Here is a 16397-nt window from a genome sequence, read left to right as displayed (position 1 = left end):
GTACGCACACGTCAGTCGCCGTGGCGTGCGCGCACCTCAGCCACGTACTCTGCGGCCAACTGCGGATCTAGCAGCCACTTACCGTAGTCCGGCGAGTAGTCCCACCCCTGGATCCAGCGGTCGGAGATCTCACGGTACTTCACGGCGGCGGACAGCAGCTCCACCATCTGCGGAGACATGTCCCCCTGGTCCCACCAGGTGGAGCACATCTCGGACCATTGCTGGTTGTAGAGACCGAATTCCCAGAAACGGTCGAAGGCGCCGACCAGAAATCCCTCGTCGAAGGGCTGGTCACCGCGTTCGATGATGGCCTCCAGGTAGGCCTCCGCGCACCGTGTGGAGTTGTTCCAGCTCTGTCCCACGTAGGGGTCCATGGTCACGATGACGTCCGCCATCCCGAGGACGCGTCCGCCGGACGGGAGGACCCCCACGGGGTTGCGCACCTGGGGGGTCAGGTCCTCCACCAGAGTGCTGTTCCTGCCGTCGATCAGGACCGCGTCCTTGGCCCGCTCGAAGTACTCGGGAGCGTACCGGCGGAGGAGGTCCTTCATCCGGCGCAGCTGCTCCTCAGGGCCGGGACGGTCGGGCCAGGTGTCCATGGGACCGCCGCGCTTGTCCACCATGACGAGCGAGTGGCAGGGGCCGTCCTGGCCGAGGATCGGCAGGAGGATGATGTTGCCCGCCTCCGCGGCGGACGCGGCCCAGCTGATGTTCTCGTCCTGGCCCTCGGCAGGCCAGACGTCGTAGACGTGCGCCTGGGCGATCGCACGCGGCCTGGCTCCTGAGAACCTGCTCTCGTCGTAGTCGAAGAGCTGGCCGAGCTCGCCGTGGCCGACCGCCACGATGATCAGGTCGAACATCCGCGAGAAGTAGTCGAGGTCCGTGACCGTGACACCGTGGATCACGACCTTGCCGCCGCGGTCCTCGAAGTACTCCAGCCAGTCGGCCATCTTCACACGCCTGTCGATGGAGACGGCGTAGTCGTTGTTCTCACCCGTCCTGCCGGTGAAGGACATGAGGCTGCCCCCGCCCGGATACAGGTGCACCGTCTGCTCCCTGATCTGCGGCGACAGGGCGCTCCAGAGATCGAGGTTGAAGTTTCGCTCGTGCTCCAGGGCGGTGGGGAACGTGAACTGCGAGATCGACGGCCTGCCCGTCCGGATCTCCATCGAGGACTGCCCCGTGATCACCGTGACGTCGTATCCATGGGTGAGGAGCCCATGGGCCAGGTGCAGGCCGGCGTGGCCCGCGCCGACGATAAGGATCTTGCGCATTGTCGCTAACTTTCCTGGGGAATCTGCGGGGCGGTGGGAAGACCGGCGTCTCCCCGTCCGTCAGGCGACGGGCTCGCTGGCGCGGTTGTGCTCCAACGCGTACCGCAGCAGCGTCTTGAGCACCTCACCCCCGGACAACCGGTTCCGGGCGTCGAAGTCGATGATGGGTACCTCAGGACTGACCTCCAGCGCCTCGCGGACCTGCTCGGAGGTGTAGTCGAGGCGGCCCTCGAACTTGTTCAGCGCCACGATGTAGGGGATGCGTTTGTTCGTCTCGAAGTAGTCGACCGCGTCGAAGGAGTCCGCGAGCCTCCGGCAGTCGACCACGACGACGGCGCCCACCGCACCGCGGACCAGATCGTCCCACATGAACCAGAAACGCGCCTGGCCCGGTGTGCCGAACATGTACATGACCAGTTCGTCGTCGATGGTGATGCGACCGAAGTCCATCGCGACGGTGGTGGTCGTCTTGTCGGGTGTGATCGAGGTGTCGTCATGACCGATGCTGGCCTCGGTCATGATCGCCTCGGTCGTGACAGGGGGAATCTCCGACACCGAGCGCACCAAGGTCGTCTTGCCGGCGCCGAAGCCCCCGGCGATGACGATCTTGCTCGACATCTTCTTGCGATTCGACCTCTTGTCACTGGAAAAGTCGTTCGAGACCACGAAGAGCCCTCTCCAGAACCTGGTTTTCCGATGGACTGCTGCCGGTGATGGTCGGGTGGATGTACACCAGGTCCTGTTCGGCCAGGTCGCTGACCAGAACCTGGGTGACGCCCAGGGGGATGTTCAACTCGGCCGAGACCTCGGCCAGCGACCGGGTCTCCCGGCACAGCTTGTAGATACTGATCGACTCCGGCATGAGGGTGCCAGGAGGTTCCTGCCCGGGCTCGGACGTCGAGACCAGGGTCTGCACCATCAGCGGATGCCGCGACCGTGTCCGCCCACCCGTGAAGGTGAACGGACGGACACGGTTACTCCTTCGCCTGCGGAAGCTCATAGCCGAGGCAACCTCTCCTCCCGAACGGGCACCGTCGTCAGTTCTGGATGACCTCGCGCAGCTGCGAGCGCAGCTGCGGCGTGAGCACGTGGGCGACGTTCTCCACGAGCTTGGTCATCTGGAAGCCGACGATCTTGAGCTCGGTGCCCGGGGCGGTGAGCACCGCCATGCAGGAGCCGTCGCTGATCGCCATGATGAACAGGTGGCCGTGGTTGAAGCGGACCAGCAGCTGTTCGCACTCGCCCCTCTGGAAGAGGTTGGCGCCGCCGACGGCGAGGCTGTGCAGACCGCTGGCGATGGCCGCGAGCTGCTCGGCGTGCTCCTCGGGGAAGTCGCTGGAGTGCGTCAGGACCAGGCCGTCGGAGGAGACGACGACGGCGTGCTCGACACCGCGCACGTCGCGGACGAAGCGGTCGATGAGCCAGGAGAAGTTCTCAACACTGTCGTTCACGGATTCAGTCATCGCTGTGCCTTACCTGCCTGGGCCGAGGGTCGTGTTCGCTGCTGTGGTGTCTGCGGGGCACGCCGGGAGGGGCGCCCTGGACGGGGTCGGGAGCCGTCACTTCTTGTCGTCCTTGGGCTCGTCGCCGCCCTCGCGGGCCTCGCGCTCGCCGTCGAAGAAGTCGCCGAGCTCGTCGCGGATCTGCTCGGCCCGGGCGTCGCCGGTGAGCCTGGGCGGGGTGTCCTCGCGGGACTGGGGCGGGGTGTCCGGCTTCTGTCCGGGGCGGGGCATCATCCGCAGGGGCGACCCGTGCGGGGTGGCGCTGCGCCGGGGCAGCCCGGCGGAGGTCACCGACGAACCGCTCGCCGCGGAGGGCTTGCCCGTGCCGTTGGCGGCGGGGCGGGCGGGAGCCGGGGCGGGCGTGACCGGCTTGGCGGCCGGGGCGGGCTTGGCCGGCGGTGCGCTGGTCGGGACGGTCGAGGTGCGGGCCTGTCCGGGGGTTCGCGGCGTGGCCACGCGCAGCAGCTCCTTGGGGATGATCGCGTAGGCGCTCACCCCGCGGAAGGATCGGGGTTCGAGCCTGGCCTCCAGCCCGTGCTTCTTGGCGATCCGGCTGGCGACGTACAGGCCCATGTGGCGGGGCACGTCGGCGTCCAGGACGGGTTCGCCCGCGAGACGGTCGTTGAGTTCGGCGAGCTGTCCCTCGGGGATGCCCACGCCCTCGTCCTCGACGACGATCATGAGGCGCCCGTCGGCCATCTCCTGGGCGCTGATGACGACCTGGGAGTGCTCGGGCGAGTTGGCGGTGGCGTTGTCCAGCAGTTCGGCGAGCAGGTGGCTGATGTCGTCGGCCGCCATACCGGTGATGGAGGTCTGCGGGATCTTGCCCATCCGGACGCGGGGATAGTCCTTGATCTCGGAGGTGGCGGCGCGGGCCACGTCGAGGAGGGGGACGATCTCGTCGTGGGCGTCGGACTCGCCGCCGTCATGCCCGGTGAGCACCAGGAAGTTTTCCCCGTTGCGCCGCATACGGGTCGCGAAGTTGTCGATCTGGAAGAGCTTGTCGAGCAGGTCGGGGTCCTGGGCGTCGGTCTCCAGCTCCTCGACCATCTCCAGCAGGGCGTCCACGAGCGACAGGTCGCGCATGGCCAGTCCCGCGAGGGCCTCGTTGAGGAGGCTGCTGCCGTCGTCGGAGGGCGCGGGGGCGGCCGCGGCGGGGGCGATCGCGTCCATGAGTGCGGCTCTGCGCTCGGTCAGCGTCCCGGCCGGGGCCTCGGGGGCCGCTTCGGCGGGCTCCGCGGCGGCCTCGGCCGGGGCCTCGCGCTCCTGTTCCCGCTCCGGCTGCTCCTTGGCCGCGTCGGTGTCGGAGCCCGCGCGCGTCAGGGCCCGGTCCTCGCGCTCGGCGGAGTCGGTCCGGGACTCGGCCTGTTCGGCGAAGAACGTGCCGGCCGACTCGGCGCTGATCACCTGCGGCTGCTGTCCGGCGGTGAGCACGATGATGTGCTGGACCGGCTGGCCGTAGGGGTTGTACTGGCCCGGGTAGAACATCGGCTGGCCGTGCATGACGTAGCCGGGGGGCTGGAAGGGCGCCGGGTAGGCGCTCTGGTAGGTGACCAGCGGCTGGGGCGGGTACTGCGCCGGGTAGTGCGCGGGCTGCGCGGGGTAGGGGTGCTGGCCCTGCGGCTGGGGCGCGTAGCCGCCGTGCTGCGGCGGCGCGGCGGGGTAGGGCGCCGGGGCGGGCTGCGGGTGCGGCGGGTAGGGGTGGTGGGGCTCCTGCCCGGCCGGGTGGTAGGGGCCGTACTGCGCGCCGGGGGCCGCCTGGTAGTGCGCGGGGGGCGCGTAGGGGTCGTGGCCGACCGGGCCGGGGCCCGGCTGCTGGGCGTACCCGTGCTGACCCTGTACCTGCGGGGGCGCGGGGCGCTCCCCCGGCACCTGGTAGGGCTGGGGCGCGGGCCCGGCCCACGCCTGGGGAGGCTGCTGGTGGCCCTCGGCGGACGCGGCGGCCTGAGGCGCGGCGGTCTGGGGCTGCTCCGGCTGGCGGTGGTCGTCGGCCTGGGGCGCGGCGGCCTGCGGTGGCTCGGGGCGACGGTGGTCGTCGGCCTGCGGCGGGTCCTGTCGGTGGGCGTCCGCCTGCTCGGACCGGGGCGAGTGGCCCTGCTCCTCGGGGAGCCGCGACCGGCCGTGCGGGGCCTCGGCCCGCTGCCGCGCCGCCTGCTCGGGCCGCGGGGTCGGCTGCGGCGTGGTGTCCGCGGGCGCCGCCTGCGTCTGCGCCGCGGGGGCCTGGGGCCGCTCCGCGCGCTCTGTCGGTGAGGAGGTGTCAGTCATGGTGTCCGTGGTGGCCGTGATGGGTGGGGTGCGCGGCTCGGGCTCGTCCAGGCCCACGCCGCGCCACTGGTTGACCGGGGAGGCCCCGGTGTCCACGTCGTCGACGTTCACCCGCCGGGTGGTGTACGGGTTGGGGACGCTGGTCCTGGAGGAGGGCCGGTACCCGTTCTCGGCGGAGCCGGAGAAAGGGCCGGTCGCGGGGGGCGCGGCGTCGCCGCGCTCCGTCGCGCCCGACTCGGGAGCGGTCCCGCCCGTGGGCTGGACGCCGTCCCGGTCCGACGTGCGGCCGGAATTCTGCGAGTGCGGATGCACGGGATGATGCACGGGATTTCCTTGCTGGGTCTCCGGTGAGGGGGGTTCCTGGGCTCTGACCATACGGGAGATGGCCCGTCGGAACCGTCCCTCCCGCCTGGCTCCTTGCCCGTCCTCCGCTGACGTCATCGACCCGCCCCCGCGCGGGTACGGGGCGGGGCTGTCTCGCGGCGACGGCGCCTCTGCCACAATCTCGTCTCCTCGCGTCGGTGGGGCTGGATCGGCGGCGGCGCCGCTCCACCGCCCTGCCCGGGGAGGTGGCCGCCCCGGGGTCCCGCTCGGAACCCCCGTGGCAACCGGTTGCCCCGTGCGCCGGAAGAAGGCCTCGGCCGGGGCGCCCCCGCCCGAGCGGGGACCAGACGGGTGCGACACCCCATCCGGAGACAAGTATCCATGCCCCGCACAATTCCTGTACTTCCACCGAGAACCGTCGTTCGGTTCGCCAGACTAACAAAGGTCGACAGCCTTGGCAGACGAATCATGGAAGGATCACAAAAGCACCCGGAACAACACCTCTGACGTGCACAAACGCCGTCCAGGAGCCGGTGTGACCCCAGATGTTTTTGTGAGATTTATGGACACGTGTCTGTTTCCGGACAGGTGTCAGCAACCGGTCCGCCGCACCGGCGGACCCGTGATCCGGAACCACGCGCACCCGCCCTGAACAGCGCGGACGCGCGGCTCCGCGAACGGCCGCCGAACCGGGCCGGCCATCGGGCCGCACCGGCGGGAAGCCCCGTCGTACGGGGGCCGCGTCGGCCCGCCGCTGCGGGACACCGCGTCGGCGCGGGGGCGCGGGGCCCCGGCGCACGGACGGCCCGGGTGCGCGGGTCCACGGGGAGCGGGGGTCATGGCTCTCCTGTCGATTCCTCTTCCCCCGCTCGCGCGCCGTTCACGGAATTGCTCCGGGAACGGCTCCGGACGAGGGGCGACGCGCCTCGCGGGTCGTGCGGCACCGGAGCGGGGCACGACCGGGGGAACGCGGAGCGCGGAAACGTTTTCCGCACCTTCGGGGAGGAGGCCGGGGCGGCCCTTCCGAAGGCGTTGGCGCCGGAAACGGGCGGTGTTCGGACACCGTCCTCCCGACGTACAGGAGACTACCTTCCCCTGACGCGAATGCACATCAAGGGTCATGATTCCGGCACAAAAGAGAGAGTAGGCACAGAAGGGGCGGGGCCGCGCGGCCCCGCCCCCGGGTCCGGCCCGGTCCCCCGGACCCGCCGCCCCTACCCGGCCGCCTCCAGGCCGCCCTGCATCAGCGACAGGATGATGTGGTTGTCCCGGTAGATCTGGTTCTGGGCGGCGGGGTGGTCCTCGGGGAAGGACTCCACCCGCGCGCCCTCCAGGGCCGGGGCCAGGTACTTGTAGGTCCAGACCGGGATGCGCGGCAGCAGCTCGTTGAAGACGATCGCCATCGTCTTGAGGGCCTCGGTCTGCTCCTCCTCGGTCTGCGCGGTCTTGGCGACCTCGACCAGCGCCTCCAGGTCCACCTCGCCCTGGCTGGGACTGTCCACCTTCAGGTCGAAGTCCTGCCCCGGGTTCTCGCCGGTGCGGGCGTTCTCCACCAGGAAGTTCATCTGGAAGGCGCCCCAGTACTGCGGGATCTCCGGGTTGCCCCAGTGGCGCACGGCCACCTCGAAGTCACCTGCGGCCCAGATGCCCCAGGGGTTGTCCGCGGGCACGTTGCGCGCGGTCGTCCTGATCCCGAAGGCGTTCCAGGCCTCCTCCACCTGGGTGGCGGTCAGCTCGAAGTCGCCCCAGCCCGCGACGCCGATGATCTCGTAGCTGGCCTCCCGGCCCTCGGCGGTGTGCCAGACCCCGTTCTCCTTGGTCCAGCCCGCCTCCTCCAGCAGTTCGGTGGCCCGGTCCGGGTCGTGGTCGTAGCTGGCGAACTCCGCGAGCTCCTCGGGGGTGAAGATCTGCTCGGTCTGGAGGTCGACCAGCCCGGAGTAGTACCGCACCCCGTCGTAGGCCTCGCCCCGGGCCACCTGGCCGATCTGGTCACCGTCGAGCAGGTGCTTGAGCGCCTTGCGCACCCGCACGTCCCTCAGCTCGGGCTTGGCCGCGTAGTTGAACATCAGCCCGCAGCCGTCGTAGCCGGGGTGCTCGATCCACCGGAACCCCTCGACACCGCGGAACGCCTGCTGGTCCGCGGCGGAGGTGGCCAGGGTCGAGTAGTCGACCTCGCCCTGCTGGATGAGCAGGGAGGCCTGGCGGTTGTCGCCCTTGTGGACGACCACCTCCTCGAAGTTCACCTCCTCGCCCTGGTAGCCGGTGCTCTCGCGCACCAGGGTGATCCGCGCGTCGGACATCTGCGCACGGTCGAAGGTGTAGGGGCCGCTGGTGATGATCTCCTCGGGGTTGAACTCGATGAACTCGGCGTTGAACTCGGTGTGCTCGTCGTCGCCCTGGCGCACGCCGTCGGCCACCATCGCGATCGCGCGCTCCCCGAAGTCGCCGTAGGTCGACTTGGAGAAGATCCGGTGCTTGACGACCTGGAGCTCGATGCCGGGGAAGGGGTTGTCGAAGCGCGCGCGGACGCTGAGGTCGTCCAGCCGCTCCAGCTCGGTGATCTGCGGGAAGCCCACCGACCAGGCGGGCGCCTCCAGGACCCGGATGGCGTAGTTCTGGTGCAGGTCCTCGGCGGTCAGGTCGGTGCCGTCGCTCCACTTCAGGCCCGGGCGCAGGGTGACGACGAGGTCGTCGTCCTCCCAGGCGCTGTTCTCCAGGAGCAGGTAGTCCCACTCGTGGGTCTCCCAGTTGTAGAACGCGCCCGCGGGCAGGAAGAGGTCGGCGTACACGGAGTTCATCAGCAGCGCGCCGTCCTCCACGGCGACGTTGCGCGTCTGGGCCGCCAGGTCGAAGTCGAAGACGCCCGTGAACTGCGCGGCGCCGCTCTCGGCGTTGTCGCCGCCCGCGCAGGAGGACAGCACGCCGGCGCCGGCGACGCCCGCCGCGCCGAAGCCGATCGTCCGGAGCAGGCGCCTGCGGCTCAGGTCCCGCATCAGGGGGTGGGGGGTGGAAGGGGTCATTGGCGCTTCCTTTCGAGTAGGACGGCGAGCAGACCGAGGGAGAGCACGACCAGGCCGATCACGACGGTGAGGGCGCTGATGACGAACTCGGCTGTGCCGGGGGGTGTGAGGACGAGCATGAGTGCGCTGGTCAGGGCGAGGAAGGCTCCGGCGAGGAGTCCGAAGCGGCCGACGACGGCGAGCACGGCCTCACCCCCGGCCGACGACGTGGCAGGCGAGCAGCCGGTCGTGCGCGGGGGCCAGCGGCGGCCGGACGGTGTCGCAGCCGCCCTCCTCGTAGAGGGGGCAGCGCGGGTGGAAGTCGCACCCGGACGGCAGGTCCGTCAGGTCGGGGATCTCGGAGCTGCGCAGCCTGATCCGTTCCCGGCCGTGCGCCAGGTCGGGGTCCGGTTCGCAGACGGCGTCGATGAGCGCCTTGGTGTAGGGGTGGCGGGGATCGTTGACCACGCGCTGGGTGGGGCCGTGCTCGACGATCCTGCCCAGGTACATGACGGCGATCTCGCCCTCCCAGGCGAAGTACTTGGCCACGGCCAGGTCGTGCGTGATGAACAGGAAGCCCACGCCGAGGTCGTCGCGCAGCGCGCCGAGGGTGTTGAGCAGGCTGACCCGGATGGACACGTCGAGCATCGAGGTGGACTCGTCGGCGATGATCACCTCGGGTTCCATCGCCAGGGCGCGGGCCACGGCCACGCGCTGGCGCTGGCCGCCGGACATCTGGTGCGGGTACTTGTCGAGGTACTCCTCAGCCGGGGTGAGGTCGACCCGCCGCAGGAGTTCGGCGGTGGCCCGGCGGGCCTCGTGCCTGTCCTTGACCAGCCCGTGGCGGCGCAGCCCCGCGGAGACGGTCGAGTAGACGGTGCGCACGGGGTTGAGCGAGGCGTAGGGGTCCTGGTGGATGAACTGGACCGAGCGGCGGAAGCGGCTCCGTTCGCGGCGGTCCATCTCCGCGACGTCCCTGCCCCGGAAGAGCACGGAGCCCCGGACCGGGTCGGCCAGGCCCGCGGCCATGCGGGCGCTGGTGGTCTTGCCGCAGCCGGACTCCCCCACCAGGCACAGCACCCGTCCGGGGCGCACGTCCAGGTCGACCCCCGCGACGGCGGGCACGTCGCCGCGCGGGGTGGAGAAGACCTGGTGCGCGCCGCGCAGGCTGAGTACCGGCGGGGCCTCCCCGCCGTCGCCGGCGGGTGCGGCGCCGGGCTCGGGCCGCGGGTCCGCTGAAACGGTCCGGTCAGTCACGGGTGGCCCCCTCGGTGGAGAGTTCGTTCGAACGCAGGCAGGCGGCGGCGTGGCTCAGCCCGTCGGGGCGGTGCGTGAGCACGTCGAGCACGGGCCGGGTGGACTCGCACCGCTCGACGGCGTGCTTGCAGCGCGGCGCGAAGGAGCAGCCGGGGGGCAGCGCGGAGAGGCTGGGCGGGCCTCCGGGCAGCGACTCGGGAACCCTGAGATCGCCGGTGACCGGGGGCACCGAATTGATCAGCGCCGAGGTGTAGGGGTGCCGGGCGCGGTGGAAGATGTCGCGGGTGGTGCCGGTCTCGATCAGCCGTCCCGCGTACATGGTGCCGACGCGGTCGGCGAGTTCGGCGGCCAGGCCCAGGTCGTGGGTGATGAAGACCATCGCGAAGCGCAGCTCCTCGCGCAGTTCCGCGAGGCGCTCGACGATGGAGCGCTGGGTGAGGATGTCCAGGGCGGTGGTCGGCTCGTCCAGGATGAGCAGCTGCGGCTCCAGGGCCAGGGCGAGCGCGATGAGGGTGCGCTGGCGCATGCCGCCGGAGAGCTCGTGGGGGAAGCTGTCCAGCACCCGGGCGGGGTCGAGCCGGACCATGCGCAGCAGCTCCGCGGAGCGTTCGAGGACCTCGGCGCGCGTGCGGCGGCCCCGGTCGTGTGCGCGGAAGGTGTCGAGGAAGTGGTCGCGCACCCGCAGCACGGGGTTGAAGGCGTTCATGGCGCCCTGGAAGACCATGGCCGCCTCGTTCCAGCGGAAACGGCGCAGGTCCTCGCGGGCGAGGGTGCGCACGTCGACGAGGCGGCCGTCCTTGCGGCGGAAGAGGACCTCGCCCGCGGAGAGGACGCCGGTGCGCGGGAGCAGCCGGAGCAGGCCCAGGCCCAGGGTGGTCTTGCCGCAGCCGGACTCCCCCACCAGGGCCATGGACTGGCCGGGGTGGAGGTCGAAGGAGACGTCGCGTACCGCGGTGACCTGTTTCCTGCGGCCGGTGCGGTAGCCCACGTCCACCCCCCTCACCGACAGGAGGGGGCCCTCGGCGGACGGCGGGGCGGCGGTGCGGTCGGTCATGGCTCACCTGTCCCGGAGTCGTGGGTTGAGGGCCTGCTCCAGTGACCGGGTCATGGTGACCAGCCCGATCTGGAAGAGCATGATCATCACCATCGGGGCGATGAGGAAGGGCGCTGCCTGGGGCAGCAGGAAGGCGTTGTTGTTCCAGGCCTGCTGGATCATCAGGCCCCAGTTGTCGGCGGTGCTGGGCAGCAGGCCGAGCAGGTACATGCCGACCACGGCGTAGATCGCGTTGGTGATGGCGATGATGAAGTTGATGAAGATGTAGCCCGCCATGTTGGGCAGCACCTCGACGAAGAGGATGCGCGCGGTGCCCAGGTCCTGGAGCCGGGCGGCCTCGACGAACTCGCGCTCCCTGAGGGTGAGCACCTGGGCGCGGATGGAGCGCATGAGGTAGGGCCAGGTGACCAGGCCGATGATGAAGGAGACCACCAGCGGCGAGGAGGTGCGGAAGAACGACGCGATGACCAGCATCAGCACGATGAACGGGATGGTCATCGTGATGTCGGTGAGCTGGAGCAGGAAGTGGTCGATCCGTCCGCGCACGTACCCGGCGACGCCGCCGAGGACGACCGCGATGGCCACGGTGATCACGGCGGCGACGAAGCCGACCCAGATGGGTTCGCGTCCGCCCAGCACGAGCTGGGTGAAGGTGTCCTTGCCCTGGTGGTTGGTGCCGAGCCAGTGCTCGGCGGTGATCGGTCCCCAGATCGCGGTGACGTCCGTGGGGTTGTGGTGGTCGATGAGCAGCGGCCCGACGAAGGAGAAGAGCAGGACGCTCAGGACCAGGCAGAGGCCGACGAACCCGCTGGTGCTGCGGGTGAGGCCCTGCCAGATCGTTCCCCAGACCCCGGGGGCTGCGGTGGTGGTGACGGCCATTTCCGGTGGGCTCCTACGTTCGGATGCGCGGGTCGAGGCGGCTGTAGAGGAGGTCGGCGACGAGGTTGGCGACCACCACGCAGGACGTGATGATGATGAGCAGCCCTTGGAGGAGCGGGTAGTCGCGGTAGTTGACGGCGTCCAGGAGCAGGCCGCCGACGCCCTTGTAGACCAGGACCTGTTCGACGAAGATCGCGCCGCCGACGAGGGTGCCGAAGGAGATGGCGATCTGGGCGACCAGCGGCAGGACCGCGTTGCGCCCGACGTAGGAGACGGCGATGCGCTGGTCGCGCAGTCCCCGGGCGCGTGCGACGGTCACGTAGTCCTCGCCGAGCACCTCCGTGGTGGAGGCCTTCATGATGAGCATCCAGGTGCCGATGATGGCGAGCACGTAGGTGACGATCGGCAGGGCCGCGTGGTACAGGGCGTCGCCGATGAACTCCGCGTTGAACCCCGCCTGGACGCCGGGGCTGATCGTGCCGCGCAGGTCGATGGGGTCGAACCACCCCAGGTACATGCCTCCGCCGAAGACCAGGGCCATCGCGATGAGGTAGTTGGGGACGGCGCCCAAGACCGAGGCGAGGACGCTGAGCACGTGGTCCAGGAAGCGGTTGCGCCAGTAGGCCATCACCATGCCCAGGGCCAGGCCGAGGACGACGGCGATGACTGTGCCGACGCCGATGCTGAACAGGGTCCAGGGCAGGTAGGCGCCGATGGCCTCCATGACGCTCTGGCCCGGCCGGTTGATGGTCATGCCCATGTCGAAGGTGACCAGGCCGACCAGGAAGTCCCACCACTGCTGGTACAGGGGGGCGTCGGGGTCGTAGGCCAGCGAGTTCATGGCGATGACCCGGGCCTCCTCCATCGACATGCCGCCCTGCGTGAGGCGTCCGGCCATCACGTCGATCGGGTCGCCGGGCATGGCGCGGCCGAGGAAGAAGGTCACGTTGGCGACGACGAACACCACGACGACGGCCTTGCGGACCTTGACGGCGGCGTAGTGGCGCCAGATCCGCGTCAGTAGGGGCGCGGGCGCGTCGGTGCGGGCCGACGCGCCGCTTCCGGCGCGCGGCGGTGGTGGGGAGGCCGCGATTTCGGTGGCCACGGGGCTCCTTCGGGGGGCGCAGGGACTCCGTTTCTATTAGGAAAGTTTCCTAATAGAGGGTTCACGGTAACCCGATCCGTGTGGTCCAGACCACCTTCGTGACCAAACGGCGTCTTCCGAGCGACACGATCGACATCACAAAACGAACAGAAATCGATAAACCGTCACATATGGTTGCCGCGTCGATTGGCCGAATCCGGCCACATGAGCACACTCATGACATTTGTGGGTGTTGTCATCACACGGGCGGTTCGTACGGTTACGTCTCCGAAGTACACGATCCCGTTTCCCCGAACGGGCCGAGAACGCGGAGGCAACCCCCGTGCGCACAGCACGCGCAACCACACTGGCCTCGACCGTCCTCGTGACGGCCCTGGCCACATCCCTCGCGGCGGCCTCCCCCGCCGCCGCCGATTCCCTGGACTCCCCCGCCGACGACACCGCGCTCGCCGAGTTCCACGGCCAGGAACTGGCCTGGGCCCCCTGTACCGAGGAGGTACTCCAGGGACTGGAGTGCGCCGACGTCGTGGTCCCGCTCGACTACTCCGACCCCGGGGGCGAGCGCGTCACGGTGGCCATCAGCCGGGCCCGCGCCACCGACCCCGAACAGCGGCGCGGCATCCTGCTCACCAACCCCGGAGGGCCGGGCGGACACGGGCGCAGCATGCCCCTGCCGCTGGACCCGCAGACGGGCACCGGACTCGTCGGCGGCCTGCGGGTCACCGAGGTGTACGACGTCATCGGCATGGACCCCCGCGGCAGCGGCGGATCCTCGCCCAGGCTGGACTGCGGCTCGGAACCCCCGCCCGTCTACCCGAGTCCGACGGACCAGGAGATCTCCGAGGCCACCCGGTCGGCGATCCGCTACCAGCGTGCCTGCGAGCAGGCCGAGGGCGACCTGCGCCCGCACATGACCACCGCCAACACCGCCCGCGACATGGACGTCATCCGGGCCGCCCTGGGCGAGGAGAAGACCAACTACCTGGGCTACTCCTACGGCACCTACCTGGGCGCGGTCTACGGGAGCCTGTTCCCCGAGCGGCTGGACCGCAGCGTGCTGGACTCGTCGGTGCACCCCGACGGCATCTGGCGCGACGTCTTCATGATGCAGGCGCCCGCCTACAGCGAGAACATGGAACGCTACACGGCGTGGGTGGCCGGGTACGACGACGTCTTCGGCTTCGGTTCGACCCAGGAGGAGGTCTACGCGACCTTCGAGGCGACCGCCGAGCGGCTGCGGGAGGAACCGCTCGAGGTCGCACCCGGCGTGCTCTACGACAGCCACCTGTTCCACATGGACGTGGGCATGAACTCACGCTTCCAGGACCAGTGGGACGTGGTCTCGGAGTATCTGGGGTACATCGTGCACGACCAGCCCCTGCCCCAGCCCCTCGCCGCCCAGGCGAGCACCCTGGCAGAGGAGGAGTACGGCACGGCCACCCTGGACCTGCAGACGGCGGTGCTGTGCGAGGCCGAGTGGCCGGAAAGGGTCAGCACCTACCACGCGGACGCCCGGGAGTACCGGGAGGAGCACCCCTACGGCAGCGGCGCCTACTGGGCGGTTCCCCACCCGTGCACCTTCAACGGCCTCGACCGGCCCGAGCCGCCGGTCGAACTGGAGCGGGACGGCTACCCCGAGGCGCTGGTCATCGCCGGTGAGTTCGACGCCAACACGGCCTACGAGGGCGGCCCGGCCATGGCCGACCGCCTGGACAGCTCCCTGATCACCGTCGCCGGTGACGGCGGGCACGGCTTCTACCTCCCCGGCGGCCTGGACTGCGTGGCCGAGGCGGTGGACGCCTATCTGGTGGACGGGGCCCAGCCCGAGGACCTCACCTGCCAGGGCCTGCCCCCGGCGCGGGTCGACGGGGAGGTCGAGGTGGAGGCCGAGGACCTCGCGGCGCTGCGCGACCGGACCGGCCCGAGCGGCCTGGGGATCTGACCCCGGAGACGACGGCGGCCCGCGCCACCCCGCGAGGGGCGGTGCGGGCCGTTCTCACCGCGGCCGCGAAGGATTTTTCATCCCACGACAGGATGAATCGGGTTCCCGGGGTGCTTCGCGGACCGCGGGTCGCCTACCGGAGGAGACGGCGGGAGGGGCCGGGGCCCGGACGCGGTCCCGGGACCTCCGTCGCTCAGCGGTTGGCGCCCGCGAGGGTGCCGGTGACCATCTCACCGATGTTGGCGGTGGTCGCGTAGCAGATGATCTCGCGGTCGTTGGCCTGGTCCCAGCTGTCCTGGGTCGGGGTGAGGTAGTAGGCGTAGATCTCCGAGTCGAGGTAGTCGACACCGATGAAGTCGGTGAAGTTCTGACCGGTGCAGATCTCGTCGGCCTCGGTCTGGACGGCCGAGTCGCCGGGGTACTCGGCGTCGGTCAGCTGGTGGGAGTAGAAGAACTCCGAGTCGTGCTCCTGGGAACAGTCCACCAGCGGGACCTCGCTGATCCCGTCGCTGAACAGCGCGGTCTCCATCTCGGACTCGATGAAGCAGTCGCCCACCTCCAGGGAGAACACGTCGACGGTCCCGGGGGATACGGGCTCGCCGGTCTCCTCGGACGCGGTCGGCTCCACGGCGTCCGTGGGCTCGGGTGCGACGGTCTCCCCGCCACCCTGGAGGGCGGGGGGCAGCAGGGGAAGCGAACCGCAGGCCGTCGTGGCCACCAGGGTGGCGCCGACGGCCAGGGTTCCCAGGACGACACGGCCGAAGAGCGGGCGGCGCGTTGCGGACAGCATGGGGAACTCCACTGGATCGTTCGGTACTGATGCCGACGGGGGACGGAATCGGCGACACATACCCAGATGCCGGGGACGTGGAGAAGGTTTCGTCCCAGGTCCGTATGTGTCAGGTTCTGTTACCTTCCGGGGCGCCGCGTGACGCGCGCCGCCTCGGGGGAGAGCGGCGGGAGGGCGGGGTGGGGACAGGGCCCCGCGGTCCCGACGCTCAGCGGTTGGCGCCCTCGAGGGTGCCGGTGACCATCTCGCCCGTGTTGGAGGTGGTCACGTAGCAGATGATCTCGCGGTCGCCGAGCATGTCCCAGCTCTCCTGGGTCGGGTAGAGGTGGCCCGCGTAGATCTCCGAGTAGGCGTACTCGACACCGACGAAGCTGGTGAACTCCTCGCCGGTGCAGATCTCCTCGGCCTCGGTCATCGTCGCGTCCTCGCCGGGGTACTCGGCGTCGGTCATCTGGTGGGAGTGGAAGAACTCCGAGTCGTGCTCCTCGGCGCAGTCCACCAGCGGGACCTCGCTGATCCCGTCGCTGAACAGCGCGGTGTTCATGTCCTCCTCGACGAAGCAGTCGCCCACCTCCAGGGAGAACACGTCACCGTCACCCGGGGCGACGGGCTCGGTGGTCTCGGTCTCCACCGGCTCAGCGGTCTCCGTGGACTCGGTCGGCTCCACGGCGTCCGTGGGCTCGGGTGCGACGGTCTCCCCGCCGCCCTGGAGGGCGGGGGGCAGCAGGGGAAGCGAACCGCAGGCCGTCGTGGCCACCAGGGTGGCGCCGACGGCCAGGGTTCCCAGGACGACACGGCCGAAGAGCGGGCGGTGCGTTATGGACAGCATGGGGAACTCCACTGGGTCGTTGGGTACTGATGCCGACGCGGGGGAGGGAATCGGCGCCACCTGTCCGGATGCACGGGGCTCGCGGACGTCGTCATCCCGGGTCCGGACTCGCCGGATCGAGGGCTCCGAACACCGCGCGGCGTTCGTCGCCGCAGGTGGAAGGGGGTTGGGGGGAGG

General features: G+C 70.3%; 14 protein-coding genes. 1 reads left to right on the top strand and 13 read right to left on the bottom strand.

Features of this window, described 5'->3' with window-relative positions:
• Positions 1-11 precede the first annotated feature (11 nt).
• The 11 genes from ACSTA4_RS06370 to ACSTA4_RS06320 form a co-directional block, all read right to left on the bottom strand.
• Positions 12-1274 carry a styrene monooxygenase/indole monooxygenase family protein gene (locus ACSTA4_RS06370; protein WP_444962751.1) on the bottom strand — a complete coding sequence of 421 codons (1263 nt, stop codon included), beginning with the start codon at positions 1272-1274 and terminating at the stop codon, positions 12-14.
• Between the two features lie 60 nt (positions 1275-1334).
• Entirely contained in the window at positions 1335-1892 is a 558-nt protein-coding gene (locus ACSTA4_RS06365) for a GTP-binding protein (RefSeq protein ID WP_047869036.1), read from the bottom strand.
• Between the two features lie 22 nt (positions 1893-1914).
• Complete coding sequence (locus ACSTA4_RS06360) at positions 1915-2274, bottom strand: DUF742 domain-containing protein (RefSeq protein ID WP_013151545.1); 360 nt, start codon at positions 2272-2274, stop codon at positions 1915-1917.
• A 37-nt stretch (positions 2275-2311) separates the two neighbouring features.
• Positions 2312-2737 (bottom strand): roadblock/LC7 domain-containing protein, encoded by a 426-nt coding sequence (locus tag ACSTA4_RS06355; RefSeq protein WP_013151544.1) that lies wholly within the window; start codon positions 2735-2737, stop codon positions 2312-2314.
• Positions 2738-2833: 96 nt separating this feature from the next.
• Positions 2834-5365 carry an ATP-binding protein gene (locus tag ACSTA4_RS06350; protein ID WP_444962750.1) on the bottom strand — a complete coding sequence of 844 codons (2532 nt, stop codon included), beginning with the start codon at positions 5363-5365 and terminating at the stop codon, positions 2834-2836.
• Positions 5366-6579: 1214 nt separating this feature from the next.
• The gene (locus tag ACSTA4_RS06345) at positions 6580-8385 is read right to left on the bottom strand and encodes an ABC transporter substrate-binding protein (RefSeq protein ID WP_444962749.1); all 1806 of its coding nucleotides are present in this window, start codon (positions 8383-8385) and stop codon (positions 6580-6582) included.
• Complete coding sequence (locus ACSTA4_RS06340) at positions 8382-8570, bottom strand: hypothetical protein (RefSeq protein WP_444962748.1); 189 nt, start codon at positions 8568-8570, stop codon at positions 8382-8384. The genes ACSTA4_RS06345 and ACSTA4_RS06340 overlap by 4 nt, the downstream gene beginning before the upstream one ends.
• Positions 8571-8574: 4 nt before the next feature.
• Entirely contained in the window at positions 8575-9621 is a 1047-nt protein-coding gene (locus tag ACSTA4_RS06335) for an ABC transporter ATP-binding protein (protein WP_444962747.1), read from the bottom strand.
• Positions 9614-10675: an ABC transporter ATP-binding protein gene (locus ACSTA4_RS06330; RefSeq protein WP_248773849.1), complete on the bottom strand. Its 1062-nt coding sequence runs from the start codon at positions 10673-10675 to the stop codon at positions 9614-9616. The genes ACSTA4_RS06335 and ACSTA4_RS06330 overlap by 8 nt, the downstream gene beginning before the upstream one ends.
• Before the next feature lie 3 nt (positions 10676-10678).
• A complete protein-coding gene (locus tag ACSTA4_RS06325; RefSeq protein WP_013151537.1) occupies positions 10679-11554 on the bottom strand; it encodes an ABC transporter permease in 876 nt (291 codons plus the stop codon).
• A gap of 13 nt (positions 11555-11567) precedes the next feature.
• Entirely contained in the window at positions 11568-12659 is a 1092-nt protein-coding gene (locus tag ACSTA4_RS06320) for an ABC transporter permease (RefSeq protein WP_444962746.1), read from the bottom strand.
• Positions 12660-12981: 322 nt separating this feature from the next.
• Here ACSTA4_RS06320 and ACSTA4_RS06315 point away from each other — a divergent pair, with 322 nt between their 5' ends.
• Positions 12982-14601, top strand: a complete 1620-nt coding sequence (locus tag ACSTA4_RS06315; protein ID WP_444962745.1) for an alpha/beta fold hydrolase — start codon at positions 12982-12984, stop codon at positions 14599-14601.
• Positions 14602-14794: 193 nt separating this feature from the next.
• Here the strand turns inward: ACSTA4_RS06315 and ACSTA4_RS06310 are convergent, their stop codons facing one another.
• Entirely contained in the window at positions 14795-15391 is a 597-nt protein-coding gene (locus tag ACSTA4_RS06310) for a septum formation family protein (protein WP_416024175.1), read from the bottom strand.
• A 208-nt stretch (positions 15392-15599) separates the two neighbouring features.
• On the bottom strand, positions 15600-16220 hold the full coding sequence (locus ACSTA4_RS06305; RefSeq protein WP_444962744.1) for a septum formation family protein: 621 nt from the start codon (positions 16218-16220) through the stop codon (positions 15600-15602).
• Between the last annotated feature and the right edge of the window lie 177 nt (positions 16221-16397).

Source organism: Nocardiopsis sp. M1B1 (genome assembly GCF_052466615.1).
Note: the sequence above shows the minus strand (reverse complement) of the source record. Positions and strands in the feature narration are given on the sequence as shown.